Origin of the sequence: Arthrobacter sp. 4R501 (assembly GCF_002929755.1) — a bacterium.
Lineage (GTDB): Bacteria > Actinomycetota > Actinomycetes > Actinomycetales > Micrococcaceae > Arthrobacter.
The window spans coordinates 262982-275383 of sequence record NZ_PJIW01000005.1 but is presented as its reverse complement, the minus strand read 5'-3'; the positions used below and the strand labels follow the sequence as shown (position 1 = coordinate 275383).

11 protein-coding genes and 1 tRNA gene are annotated in these 12402 nt (G+C 64.2%); 3 read left to right on the top strand and 9 right to left on the bottom strand.

Features of this window, described 5'->3' with window-relative positions:
• Positions 1 to 173: SDR family NAD(P)-dependent oxidoreductase (locus tag CXR02_RS06845; RefSeq protein ID WP_146072482.1), on the bottom strand; the 173-nt coding region annotated here is incomplete at its 3' end.
• Positions 170 to 1114 carry an NAD(P)-dependent oxidoreductase gene (locus CXR02_RS06840; RefSeq protein ID WP_104061275.1) on the bottom strand — a complete coding sequence of 315 codons (945 nt, stop codon included), beginning with the start codon at positions 1112 to 1114 and terminating at the stop codon, positions 170 to 172. The genes CXR02_RS06840 and CXR02_RS06845, both read right to left, overlap by 4 nt.
• A 73-nt stretch (positions 1115 to 1187) precedes the next feature.
• Here CXR02_RS06840 and CXR02_RS06835 point away from each other — a divergent pair, with 73 nt between their 5' ends.
• Positions 1188 to 2252, top strand: a complete 1065-nt coding sequence (locus tag CXR02_RS06835; RefSeq protein WP_104061274.1) for a D-2-hydroxyacid dehydrogenase — start codon at positions 1188 to 1190, stop codon at positions 2250 to 2252.
• Between the two features lie 219 nt (positions 2253 to 2471).
• Here the strand turns inward: CXR02_RS06835 and CXR02_RS06830 are convergent, their stop codons facing one another.
• The 7 genes from CXR02_RS06830 to CXR02_RS06800 all read right to left on the bottom strand — a co-directional run bounded on the left by CXR02_RS06830 (position 2472) and on the right by CXR02_RS06800 (position 7714).
• Positions 2472 to 3788 (bottom strand): MFS transporter, encoded by a 1317-nt coding sequence (locus tag CXR02_RS06830; RefSeq protein ID WP_104061273.1) that lies wholly within the window; start codon positions 3786 to 3788, stop codon positions 2472 to 2474.
• A gap of 215 nt (positions 3789 to 4003) precedes the next feature.
• A complete protein-coding gene (locus CXR02_RS06825; RefSeq protein ID WP_104061272.1) occupies positions 4004 to 4801 on the bottom strand; it encodes an IclR family transcriptional regulator in 798 nt (265 codons plus the stop codon).
• Between the two features lie 264 nt (positions 4802 to 5065).
• A complete protein-coding gene (locus tag CXR02_RS06820; RefSeq protein ID WP_104061271.1) occupies positions 5066 to 5356 on the bottom strand; it encodes a hypothetical protein in 291 nt (96 codons plus the stop codon).
• A gap of 344 nt (positions 5357 to 5700) precedes the next feature.
• A tRNA-Val gene (locus CXR02_RS06815) sits at positions 5701 to 5776 on the bottom strand.
• 100 nt (positions 5777 to 5876) lie between these two features.
• The gene (locus tag CXR02_RS06810; protein WP_104061270.1) at positions 5877 to 6797 is read right to left on the bottom strand and encodes an NAD-dependent protein deacetylase; all 921 of its coding nucleotides are present in this window, start codon (positions 6795 to 6797) and stop codon (positions 5877 to 5879) included.
• Between the two features lie 6 nt (positions 6798 to 6803).
• A complete protein-coding gene (locus CXR02_RS06805; RefSeq protein WP_104061269.1) occupies positions 6804 to 7298 on the bottom strand; it encodes a peroxiredoxin in 495 nt (164 codons plus the stop codon).
• Positions 7295 to 7714: a DUF3052 domain-containing protein gene (locus CXR02_RS06800; RefSeq protein ID WP_056341561.1), complete on the bottom strand. Its 420-nt coding sequence runs from the start codon at positions 7712 to 7714 to the stop codon at positions 7295 to 7297. The genes CXR02_RS06805 and CXR02_RS06800 overlap by 4 nt, the downstream gene beginning before the upstream one ends.
• A 398-nt stretch (positions 7715 to 8112) precedes the next feature.
• Here CXR02_RS06800 and aceE point away from each other — a divergent pair, with 398 nt between their 5' ends.
• Both aceE and CXR02_RS06790 read left to right on the top strand, forming a co-directional pair.
• Positions 8113 to 10881, top strand: a complete 2769-nt coding sequence (aceE, locus tag CXR02_RS06795; RefSeq protein WP_181037145.1) for a pyruvate dehydrogenase (acetyl-transferring), homodimeric type — start codon at positions 8113 to 8115, stop codon at positions 10879 to 10881.
• 188 nt (positions 10882 to 11069) lie between these two features.
• Positions 11070 to 12314: a CdaR family transcriptional regulator gene (locus tag CXR02_RS06790; RefSeq protein WP_056349053.1), complete on the top strand. Its 1245-nt coding sequence runs from the start codon at positions 11070 to 11072 to the stop codon at positions 12312 to 12314.
• The last annotated feature ends 88 nt before the right edge of the window (positions 12315 to 12402 follow it).

The following is a 12402-nucleotide window of genomic DNA, read 5'->3' as shown; positions in this document are numbered from 1 at the left end:
GCGAAGTCCGCGGCCATCGCCACCTCCGCCGCCTTCAACCGCTCCGCATTAATCCCGTTCAGCACCACCGTCGCCCCCGCCCCAGCCAACGCCCGCGCCAACGCATTACCAATCCCCCGGCTCGAACCCGTCACCAAGGCAACCCGCCCCGTCAGATCAAAAAGTCCACTCATGGTGCAGCTGTCCCTTTCGTTGCGGCTTCCACTGGTTCCGCGATATTGGTGTTGTCGCTCAGATTCGAAATGGCCTGGCGGACCACAGCAAGGTCCAGATCGCCAAGGCCCTGGCGCTTGAGTTCGGCGTAAAGCTCGACGGCGGCCGCCGCCATCGGCACGGCAGCCCCGGCCGCCCGGGCTGATACGAGCACAAAGGACAGGTCCTTATGCATAAACTTCGCCGGACCTGTTGGTGTGTAGTCCTTCCGGACCAGACGCGGTCCCACATTCTCCAGAACACGGCTGCCCGCAAGGCCGCCGGCCAGGACGTCGAACAGCGCCGCCGGATCCATCCCGGAGCGCTCGGCGAGCTCGGCCGCTTCGGCGAGCGCCGCCGTCGTGGTTCCTACAATGAGCTGGTTGCAGGCCTTGGCGAGCGATCCGGCGCCCAGCGGGCCCATGCGCCTGACAGTGGTTCCCATCGCGCTGAAGAAAGGCTCGAGCCGCCGGAAGTCGTCCGCGGTGCCGCCGGCCATGATGGCCAGGGTGCCGTCGGTCGCGCCCTTGGTCCCGCCGCTGACCGGTGCATCCACCACTGTGGCGCGGCCGTGGCTTGCCTCGCTGACCCGCCGTCCGAAGTCCTGGACCTTCGCGGGTGAGACGGAGCTTGTGACTACCACCGTAGTGCCGTCCTGCGGCGGATTTTCATCCCAGCTCGCCAGCAGCCCCGCCGAGGCCTCCTCGATGAAGGACAGGTCCGGGAGCATAAAGGCGATGATTGGCAGGTCCCGCAGGGATGCAACGTCGGGCGCGGAGTGGCCACCCTGCGCCACGAATTCCTGGAGGGGAGCTTCGGATCTGTTCCAGGCGGTGACCGCCCATCCGGCGCGGACCAGATTCGCCGCCATGGGCAGCCCCATCAGCCCCAGGCCTACAAAGCCCGCTGTTCTGTCTTCCATATCTAGGCCTCGACTCACATCGTTGTGTGGTTAATGAAGGGAAATCTGTCCAATATCCTAGCCGCTATTCAGTATGATGAACACTATGACGACTCTAACCACCGTCGCGATCGCCGTCCCGCTCGAAGCAGAGCTGGTGGACCGCATCCGCGCCGTAGACCCCTCCGTAACTGTCCTCTATGAGCCGGACCTGCTTCCGCCCGAGCGTTTTCCGGCCGACCACTCCGGGGATCCGGACTTCAAACGCACTCCCGCACAGGAGGAGCAGTACTGGGCCATGCTCAACAAGGCGCAGGTTCTGTACGGCCTGCCCAATGAGAGCCCCGCGGGCCTGGCCCGCATCGCGCGCGAGAATCCACGGCTCCAGTGGGTCCACGCCATGGCCGCCGGCGCCGGCGGCGCTGTCAAGGCATCCGGGCTGGACCAGGAAACCCTCCTCAAATTCAAGGTGACCACCTCCGCCGGCGTCCATGCCCTGCCGCTGGCAGAATTCGCTGCGCTGGGAATCCTCAACGGCTTCAAGCGCAGCGCCGAGCTGGCCCAGGACCAGGCGGCCAAGGTGTGGCCCGAGCTTCGGACCCCCACGCGCCTGGTCAGCGGTTCCACGCTGGTAGTGACCGGCCTGGGCGAAATCGGTCTGGAGACCGCCCGGATCGCCCGCGCCGTGGGCATGACGGTCAGCGGCACCAAGCGGAATGTTGAGCCGATCGAAGGAATCGAGCAGGTTGCCGGCAACGACGGACTGCCCGGGCTGCTCGCCTCGGCGGACGCCGTCGTCAATACGCTGCCCGGCACGCCGTACACGGAGAAGCTCTTCAACCGTGCGGTGTTTGCCGCGATGAAGCCGGGAACGGTGTTTGTGAACGTGGGCCGCGGCACCGTGGTGGACGAGGACGCCCTGCTGGAGGCCCTGGACAACGGCCAGGTCTCCTACGCCTGCCTTGATGTCTTTGCCGTGGAACCGCTCCCCCAGGACAGCCCGCTGTGGAACCACCCCAGGGTCATGGTGTCGCCGCATACGTCGGCGCTCAGTGCCGCGGAGAACCGCCTGATCGCGGAGCGCTTCTGCAGCAACCTGCGCACGTTCCTCGACGGTGGCGACCTCCCCCACCTGGTGGACCCGGTCCACTTCTACTAAGGCGCAGGCCCCGGCCCGCACCACAGAGCCCCTGCCGTGGATCCTCGAAACAGAATCCCGTAGCAGGGGCTCTTTTGTGTCCAGCAGTTTTGTCCGCGTGCTTGTCGGCGGCCAGATAGTTACATATTTGCGCTGAGCAGCGGCGCCCAACTAACGAGCGGCACGGAAATAGGCGGCCTCCACATCAAGGGGAGGCCGCCTATTGCGTGGGTGGAGTGCCTAGCGTGCGTCCTCCACCAGGAGCAGGTCCCGGCCGTTGGTTTCCGGGGTGAAGAAGGTGGTGCCGAAGGAGATCAGCGCCAGGACCAGGGAGTAGATGGCGGGAACCAGCCAGGAATGGCCGGTCGCGGCCAGGAGGGCCACACCGATCATGGGTGCGAACCCGCCGGCCAGGACGGCGGAGAGTTCACGGCTCAGCGCCACGCCGGTGAAGCGGTGCTGGGAGCCGAAGAGTTCCGGCAGCATGGCGCACTGCGGACCAAGCATGGACTGCACACCGAGTGAAATGCCCACCACCATGACCACCCAGACGAGGGTGACGCTGCCGAGCGTGACCAGGTAGAAGGCCGGCAGGGCGATGACGGCCTGGAAGAGGGCGCCGTAGCGGTATACAGGAACGCGTCCGAAACGGTCGGAAAGGGCGCCGAAGGTGACCACCATGACCGCTGCGAATCCAGCGGCAATGAGGAGGCCGGTGGGGCCGATGAACTTGTCGCCGGCGAAGATTCCGGCGGGCATGCTGATGAAGGACACCAGGAGGGCGGAGTAAATGGAGGAGTTTCCGTTTTCTCCCATCCGCAGGCCGATGCCGATGAGCACGTTTTTCTTCGAGTGCTTCCAGATCTGTACGACGGGGTTCTTGACCACGGCTTTGTGCTTTTCCAGTTCCTGGAAGACCGGCGTTTCCTTGAGCCGGAGTCGGATGAAGACCGCGATGACAATCAGGATGACGCTCGCCAGGAACGGAACGCGCCACAGCCAGCCCTGCAGCACTTCCTTGTCGGCCAGTGCCATCAGGGCGAAGGTGCCTGCGCCGAGCAGGGTGCCCAGCTGGATGCCGACGAACGGCAGCGCGGCGAAGAATCCACGACGACGGCGCGGGGCCACTTCTGAGATCAGGGTGGTGGCGCCTGCCTGCTCGGCGCCAGCGCCCAAGCCCTGAAGGATCCGAAGGGCCACCAGGAGCACTGCGCCGACCATTCCCGCCTGTTCAAAGGTGGGCAGGAGCCCGATGGCGAAGCTGGCCATGCCCATCAGACCGATGGTCAGGATCAGGACCATCTTCCGGCCGAACCGGTCACCGATGTAGCCGAAGACGATGCCGCCGAACGGCCGGGCTGCGAAGCCCACACCATAGGTGGCGAACGACGCGATCACGGCGCCGCTTTCCCCCAGCGGTGAGAAGAAGAGCGGCCCAAAGATCAAGGCCGAGGCGAGGCCGTAGATGTAGAAGTCGTAGTACTCCAGTGCGGAGCCTACTGAGCTGGCAAGAGTTGCCCTTCGCAGCTGCTCCGGATCGACGGCGGCGCCGTCCATGTCAGTCTGCGGTGATTTAGTACGAGTTGTCACAAGAACTCCCTCAAAAACACTCCAGGCCCCCGTTGGCCTGGTGGGATAGCGAGGACACGCCGTGGTGTCGATCACTATATTGAACAGAGTACAGCAAGTTGAACACGCAGCAAGTGGTTGACGGATATTTTGTTCACAACCGGTGTGATGAACGTTAAATAGGGCCGCCAGAGCGGGGGCACTCAGCCCATAGGGTTACCTAGGGACCGCGCCAGCTCGTTCAGTTCCTTGACCATCTGGGAACCCTGCTCCGCGGAGTATGTGGCCTTAAGGGCCGTGACTGACAAACCAAGGCTCGGGCCGTGGGCACCGCGCGTAGGCACGGCCACAGCCAGGCAGACCACTCCAGTAGTGGATTCCTCATCTTCGAACGCATAGCCCTGTTCACGGATGGTTGTGAGCTGTGCTTTCAATTCGGCCCCGGTGCGGAGGGACTTCGGGGTCAGCACTGGAAGTTGGGCGTCATCGGAAAACATTGCGTCGACGTCGTGGTCATGAAGGCGGGCAATCAAGGCCTTGCCCACGGCACACAGGGACACCGGCATCTTGTCGCCGATGTTGGACGTCAGCCGGACCGCCGGATGACCCTCGTAGCGGGCCAAATAGATCACGTTGGTTCCGTCCAGCATGGCTATGCGTACCGTCTCCCCGGAAAGGGTCGGCGCCTGCTCGCAGAACCGGTAGAACTCCTGTACTTCGTCGAGCCGGCTGAGATAGGCGGCGCCGAGTTCCACGAGCTTGCGGCCCAGCGTGAATTCGGCGCCCTGGCGGCTGATCAGCCGGGCTTCTTCCAACGCCAGCAACAGGTTGGAGGTGGACGACTTGGGGATACCCAGCTCGCGGGCCAGGTCGCTCAGTGTCAGCCGCCCCGTCGCAGAGGCTGACAATGCGTCCATGACGGCGGCGGCACGCGTGACCGCCGGCGCCGGCGACGTGCTCCCCAAACCCTCGGAGGAGCGGGAAGTGCGGGAATCGGCCATGATTCTCCTTCGATCGGCACGCCGGGGCGCTTCGCGTAGATGCGTTCATTCTGCTGAACACTAACCATCATAATGGCTTAGGCGCGATTCGGGGCCCGGCCAGGCGCCGTCCACCGCGCCACGCACGCGTGGTCCGCGTGGCATTTGTTTGTTTCAGGAAGTTCACGGTATATTCATTTCAGACCCTCCACCGCGGCATCCCCCAATAGTCGCGGTGGAGGGTTTTCCAATGCCTGAATGTTGCCGTGGCCTGGGCTGCCGGGTTCAGGCGACGTCCACCACGGATTCCCTCAGCCTCCAACCGCCACCAAGGCCGTCGCGCTCCAGCACCATGGTGGTCAACGCGGACCGGGGATTGCGGCCCAGCCGCACCTGGACCTGCAAGACCTCAACGTCCACGCGGCCCAGACCTTTGGGCATACGCCGCTGCGCCTCCCACCAGCTCACACGCTCAAACCATCTCACTGCGTCGGCACCGACGGCCCATTCCCGGCCGTTGCTGACCACGGCCGTCGGGCTGCCGTCCTTGGCCTTCTTCACCACCACATATTCCATAGCGGGAACACTAGGGACAGCCACCGACAATTTGGCGCCCTAGCGGTATTGAGCCAGGAGGGCACGGATTGTTGAACCCTTGGCTTCTGCGTAGTCGAGCCGATGTGCTCCACTGTGATGCTTGTGGAGCCCAGTGCGGAACGGATGTTGTCGCGGAGGTCGCAAAAGATCTCCGGCCACCCTGCGTCGTAGGCCACGGGCTCCACGGGTCCGTTGAGGGAATCCCTGCCGTGGAGATACTCGACCCCATTCACATTCATGGGCCGGCACTACGCCCTGAACCGCATAGGGCAACAAAAACCCCGCCGTTCCCGGCCGCTCGGGCCAGGAACAACGGGGTTTGGTGGTGGGTCCTACCGGGATCGAACCGATGACATCCACGGTGTAAACGTGGCGCTCTACCAGCTGAGCTAAAGACCCAAACTGCCGGTTTTTCGCACCTCAGCGCGTCAACCAACGAACATAGACTCTACCTGACGGGGGGGACGAAAAGCCAATCGACACGGTCGGCCCCGAACGGTCAAAGATCGGGGAGTTCGGCGGCGAGCCAGGTCAGTGCCTCGCTGACGCCAGCGTCGAGCTTGATGGTGGCGTACTGGTCTCCCCGAGTACCGCCCCTGTTGATGATCACCACAGGCTTGCTGTCCTTCGCCGCGTGTCGGACGAACCGCAGTCCGCTCATCACGGTCAGCGATGAACCGGCAACAAGCAATGCCTCTGCAATGTCCACCATCGCGTAGGCGGCTTCTGCGCGTTCTTTGGGCACGTTCTCGCCGAAGTAGACAAAGTCGGGCTTGAGAATTCCGCTGCAGGCGGGGCAGGCAGCGACCACAAAACTGCTGATCAGAGCAATGTCCTCAACAGTGGCGTCGGCGTCGGGCGCAATTTCCACCAGGCCGGAAGTTGTGGCGCGCGCCAGGAAGCCGGGATTGAGTTCTTCGAGCACCCCGGCCAGCAGGCGGCGGGTGTAGGTGCGCTTGCAATCGAGGCATGCCACCCGGTCATAACGGCCGTGGAGGTCAATGACATTCCGGCTGCCGGCGTCTTCATGCAGCCGGTCGACGTTCTGGGTGATCAACCCAGTGAGCAGGCCCCGCCGCTCAAGTTCTGCGGCCGCAGTGTGCCCAGGGTTTGGATCTGCGTGCCGCAAGTGGGACCAGCCGATATGGTTCCGCGCCCAATAGCGCTGGCGGTTGGCGCCGTCGCGCACAAACTCCTGGTACGTCATGGGCGAACGTGGCACGGCATCCGGCCCGCGGTAATCCGGGATGCCCGAATCGGTGCTCAGCCCTGCGCCGGTCAGGAACGCCAGCCGCTTGCCGGACAAAAGCTCCCGGACGTGTTCAAGCCCCTGAAGGTCCGCACTGGACAGCGCGGCAGGGTCAGTGGCCGGCAGGCTGGCGAAGCCTGTCAGGCCGATGCCGTGCCGCTGCTGGTCCATTTGGCCTCAGGCCTGTTCCAGACCTGCCAGAGCATCCTGGTACTCGGCGAGCTCGCGGGCCTGCCCGCGCGGATTCACCACGACGTAGCAGATTGTTCCTGCTGCATCGATGATGAACGTCCCGCGCCCAGCCATGCCGCTCTCCGGGTCGAAGACTCCATAGGCGGTAGCGACAGCGCCGTGCGGCCAGAAGTCGGCCAGAAGGTCAAAGCCGTAGCTTTCCTTCTCGGCATAAGCCCGCAGGCTGAACTTGCTGTCCACGGACACGGCCAGGACGGTGGCCCTGGCATCCTCGAACGCGGCCAGGTTGTCCCGGATTTCGCAGAGCTCGCCGGTACAGACACCCGAAAAAGCAAAAGGATAGAACACCAGCACAACGTTCTGCCCGCGGAAGGTGGATAGCCGGACAGGTTCTCCGAACTGGTTTACCAGCTCAAAGTCCGGGGCAAGCTCCCCCACTGCCGGAACAGTCTGCCCGGCTACGGCAAGAGCTGCCGTCACTTGTTCTTCCTGCTGACCAGGCGGGTGGCACTCCAGTCCTTTGACACACCTGCCGAGGTGGTGAGGTGCAGGCCCGCAGTGGGCGCCGCTTCCTGGATTTCCGCCGGCGACACGTACCCGGTGCGCCCGGACTTTGGCGTCAGCACCCAAACAACCCCGGTTTCACTCAGGGTGGTCAGGGAATCCATGAGGCTGTCGACCAGATCCCCGTCGCCGTCCCGCCACCAAAAAATGACGGCGTCAACAACGTCGTGGTCATCCTCGTCCAGGAGTTCGGACCCTGTCAGGTCCTCAATATCATCACGTAAGTCGAAATCGACGTCGTCGTCGTAACCGAACTCCTGAATCAGATCCCCGTTTTTGAAACCCAATTTTTCCGCCACATTTACCGAAGTGGCGGCGTCGGCCTCGCTCACGTGTTCCTCCAATGCCTAATACATGCAATTCGCATAGTGATTTCCATTACTCCCAGCCAACACCCTTTGTGCCTGCGCTTCAAGCTGCCACCACCGCGATCCGCCATATTCTGCGTCACATCCGGCGCCGTCAGCCTGCGTTGCAGCGGCTTTCGTCACACAACCAGTATGACGGCGAAATACAACAGGGACGCCATGGACGCGGCTACGCATCGCGCTGGAGTCACAGCTAGAGTGACTGGTGACAACTATGCCTGCGGGGCGACCGCCTGGAACTCAATGGCAGACATAGGCGTGATAGGACCCTGCCCGGCGCACATGACCGGGCTGTTGTAACCGATACGTCGCACACGTCGCATTCATGCCGGACAGTCACCCTGCCCGGCATGTGGGCGCCGATGCATGCGCGCAAAGAGAGGTTGGACGTGGCTGCAGGAGAAGAGACCTCCCATATCCTCAGCGGGTTGACAAACCAGCTGCCTGATCGTGATCCGGAAGAGACCGCCGAATGGGCTGAGTCCCTGGATGCCCTGATCAGGGAACAGGGCACGGAACGTGCCCAATACATCATGCGGAGCCTGCTGCAGCGCGCCGGCGCGCAGAGCGTCGGCGTGCCGATGGTGACCACCACGGACTACGTGAACACCATCCCGGTGGACCAGGAAGCTCCGTTCCCCGGCAACGAAGAGTTCGAGCGCCGGTACCGGGCGTACATGCGCTGGAACGCCGCCATCATGGTGCACCGGGCACAGCGGCCGAACATCGGGGTGGGCGGGCACATCTCCACCTACGCCGGGGCCGCCACCCTGTACGAGGTGGGCTTCAACCACTTCTTCCGCGGCAAGGACCACCCCGGCGGCGGTGACCAGGTCTTCTTCCAGGGCCATGCCTCCCCCGGCATGTACGCCCGCGCGTTCATGGAAGGCCGACTCGCCGAGGAGGACCTGGACGGGTTCCGGCAGGAAAAGTCCAAGGAAGGCCACGCGCTCTCCTCCTACCCGCACCCGCGCCTGATGCCGGAGTTCTGGGAGTTCCCCACGGTCTCGATGGGCATCGGCCCGATGAACGCGATCTACCAGGCCCAGTCCAACCGGTACCTGCACAACCGCGGCCTGAAAGACACCTCGGACCAGCAGGTCTGGGCGTTCCTGGGCGACGGCGAAATGGACGAGCCCGAGTCCCGCGGCCTGCTCCAGCTCGCCGCCAACGAGAACCTCGACAACCTGAACTTTGTGGTCAACTGCAACCTCCAGCGCCTGGACGGCCCCGTCCGCGGCAACGGCAAGATCATGCAGGAACTCGAAGCGTTCTTCCGCGGCGCGGGCTGGAACGTCATCAAGGTCGTCTGGGGCCGGGAGTGGGATGACCTGCTCACCAAGGACGCCGACGGCTCGCTCGTGAAGATCATGAACGAGACCCCTGACGGTGACTACCAGACCTACAAGGCAGAGTCCGGCGGGTTTGTCCGCGAGCACTTCTTCGGCAAGACCCCGCAGACCAAGGACATGGTCGCGGACCTTTCCGATGACGAGATCTGGAACCTCAAGCGCGGCGGCCACGACTACCGCAAGGTCTACGCCGCGTATAAGGCAGCCACTGAGTTCAAGGGCAAGCCCACCGTGATCCTGGCCAAAACCGTCAAGGGCTACGGACTCGGACCGCACTTCGAGGGCCGCAACGCGACCCACCAGATGAAAAAGCTCACCCTCGATGACCTGAAGAAGTTCCGCGACCACCTGCGGATTCCGGTCACCGACGAGCAGCTGGAGAAGGACCCGTACCAGCCCCCGTACTTCCACCCGGGCACCGATGCGCCGGAGATCCAGTACATGATGGAACGCCGTGCCCAGCTGGGCGGTTCTGTTCCGGAGCGCCGCTCCAAGCACCAGGAGATCGCTCTCCCGGAGGCAAAAACGTACGAGGTCGCCAAGCGCGGTTCCGGGAAGCAGCAGGCGGCCACCACCATGGCGTTTGTCCGGCTCCTCAAGGACCTCATGCGGGACAAGAACTTCGGCAAGCACATCGCGCCGATCATCCCCGATGAGGCCCGCACGTTCGGCATGGATGCGTTCTTCCCCACGGCGAAGATCTATAACCCCAAGGGCCAGAACTACCTGTCCGTGGACCGGGACCTGGTCCTTGCGTACAAGGAATCGGCCCAGGGCCAGCTGATCCACCCCGGCATCAACGAAGCAGGCGCGGTCGCGGCGTTCACCGCCGCCGGCACGGCCTACGCCACGCACGGCGTACCGCTGATTCCGGTGTATGTGTTCTACTCCATGTTCGGTTTCCAGCGCACCGGCGATGCCTTCTGGGCCGCCGGGGACCAGATGGCCCGCGGGTTCATCATCGGCGCCACCGCCGGGCGGACCACGCTGACCGGCGAAGGCCTGCAGCACGCCGACGGCCACTCCCCGCTGCTGGCCTCCACGAACCCGGCAGTGGTCACCTACGACCCGGCGTACGGGTACGAGATGGGCCACATCATCCGGGACGGCATCGAGCGCATGTACGGGCCCGATTCGGCTGACCGGAACCTGATGTACTACATCACGGTCTACAACGAGCCCATCACGCAGCCCGCAGAACCCGAAGAGCTCGACGTGGAAGGTGTCCTCAAGGGCATCTACCTCCTGGCTCCGGCGAAGATCGACGGTCCCCGGACCCAGATCCTGGCCTCCGGCGTCTCGGTTCCCTGGGCCATCGATGCCCAGCGGCTGCTCGCCGAGGACTGGGGCGTCTCCGCCGACGTCTGGTCCGTCACGTCCTGGAACGAACTGCGCCGCGACGGCATGGCCGCCGAGGAAGAGGCGTTCCTGAACCCGGGCAAGCCCGCCCGTGTTCCGTTTGTGACCCAGCAGCTCGCCGGTGCCACAGGACCCGTGGTTGCGGTCTCGGACTACATGAAGGCCGTCCCGGACCAGATCCGCCAGTTTGTGCCGAACGAGTTCGCCACGCTGGGTGCGGATGGCTTCGGTTTCTCCGACACCCGCGCAGCGGCCCGCCGCTTCTTCAAGAACGACATCCACTCCATCGTGGTCCGTTCCCTGCAACTGCTGGCGCGCCGCGGCGAAGTTGATGCCCAGGCCCCGGCCCAGGCAATCGAGAAGTACAAGCTGCACAACGTCAACGCCGGTTCCACCGGCAACGCGGGCGGCGAGTCCTGATCAACTCCCGCTGACCTGCTTGTCAGCGGACATGAACGACGACGGCGACCCTCACCGAAAAGGCGAGGGTCGCCGTCGTCGTCATCCCCCTGCCTTTCCGGACAGGAGGCGGCCTGTGACGCAGGTCCAACAACGTTGTAGCCTTTGCACAAATGGAGCTTGCCGGGCAGGCACCGTATGCTCGTAGGATGCCAGAGCCAACCACCCCGCCCGTGAAGCGCAAGCCGTCCTCGCGCAGCATGACACCGGAGAAATCCGAAACCCTGAAAAAGCTCCGGGCAAGCGTGGGCCAGCTCTCCACCACCACCCTTCGCCAGCTGGAAAAGTCGCTGCCGTGGTATTCGCGCCTCAGCTCCGACGAGCGCTCGGCCCTGGGCATGGTGGCGCAAAACGGCATCGCAGCCTTTGTCACCTGGTATGAGCGGCCCAGCTCACCGTCGTGGATCCTCACCGACGTTTTTGGGACGGCCCCCACCGAGCTGACGCGCTCCATCAGCCTCCAGAAGGCGCTCCAGCTCATCCGCATAGTGGTGGAAGTGGTGGAAGACCAGGTGCCGGTCATCGCCCCGGAAGCTGACCAGCCCTCCCTCCGCGAGGCGGTCCTGCGCTACTCACGGGAAGTGGCCTTCGCGGCGGCAGACGTGTATGCGCGGGCGGCCGAGTCCCGCGGTTCCTGGGACACGCGGCTGGAAGCGCTGATCGTGGACGCCATCCTCCGTGGCGAAAACACGGACGCGCTGCGGTCCCGGATCGCCGCGCTGGGTTGGAAGGCACAGGAGAGGTTCACTGTGATGGTGGGCAATTCGCCGTCTGAACCCAGTGCCAGCTACGTCAGCGAACTGCGCCGCCTGGCAGGCCGCTACGCCGAGGATGCGTTGGTGGGCATCCAGGGCGACCGGCTGATCCTGATCCTTGGCGGCGTCCAGGACCGCGAGACCGCATACCTGAAACTCAGCGAAATGTTCGCCCCCGGCCCGGTGGTCTACGGTCCGGAAGCCGGCTCCCTGCTGGAGGCCAGCGGATCAGCGCAGTCTGCCTTTGCCGGCCTGACCGCGGCAAGGGCGTGGCCCGCCGCTCCCCGGCCCGTGGCCGCCGATGACCTGTTGCCGGAACGCGTCATCTCCGGTGACGAAGCGGCGCGCCGCTCCCTGGTGAAAAACATCTACCGTCCGCTTGTCGCCGCCTCCAACGGGCTGGTGGAGACCTTGGGCACCTACCTGGAGTTGGGCCATTCCCTTGAGGCGACTGCCCGCGAATTGTTTGTCCACGCCAACACCGTCAGGTACCGGCTCAAGCGCGTCTGCGACGTCACGGGCTGGGATCCGCTGCTCCCCCGGGAGGCGTTTGTGCTGCAGGCGGCGTTGGTGGTCGGGCGGCTGTCGGCGCCGCCAAAAGCCCCGGCGGAGCGTCATCCGGCGCGGAATCAGCCGTGAGTAGTTGTAGACTTCCTACAATCTGACCCCTTGAGCTTGGTGCAGTGAAACACCGCTGGATGACCCCATAATTTGGAAAGCTGGATAC

What these genes read in the sequence shown, in the direction of transcription:
- CXR02_RS06840 (WP_104061275.1), bottom strand. Translation starts at nt 1,114, where the DNA reads ATGGAAGACAGAACAGCGGGCTTTGTAGGCCTGGGGCTGATGGGGCTG.
- CXR02_RS06835 (WP_104061274.1), top strand. Translation starts at nt 1,188, where the DNA reads ATGATGAACACTATGACGACTCTAACCACCGTCGCGATCGCCGTCCCG.
- CXR02_RS06830 (WP_104061273.1), bottom strand. Translation starts at nt 3,788, where the DNA reads ATGGACGGCGCCGCCGTCGATCCGGAGCAGCTGCGAAGGGCAACTCTT.
- CXR02_RS06825 (WP_104061272.1), bottom strand. Translation starts at nt 4,801, where the DNA reads ATGGCCGATTCCCGCACTTCCCGCTCCTCCGAGGGTTTGGGGAGCACG.
- CXR02_RS06820 (WP_104061271.1), bottom strand. Translation starts at nt 5,356, where the DNA reads ATGGAATATGTGGTGGTGAAGAAGGCCAAGGACGGCAGCCCGACGGCC.
- CXR02_RS06810 (WP_104061270.1), bottom strand. Translation starts at nt 6,797, where the DNA reads ATGGACCAGCAGCGGCACGGCATCGGCCTGACAGGCTTCGCCAGCCTG.
- aceE (WP_181037145.1), top strand. Translation starts at nt 8,113, where the DNA reads ATGCATGCGCGCAAAGAGAGGTTGGACGTGGCTGCAGGAGAAGAGACC.
- CXR02_RS06790 (WP_056349053.1), top strand. Translation starts at nt 11,070, where the DNA reads ATGCCAGAGCCAACCACCCCGCCCGTGAAGCGCAAGCCGTCCTCGCGC.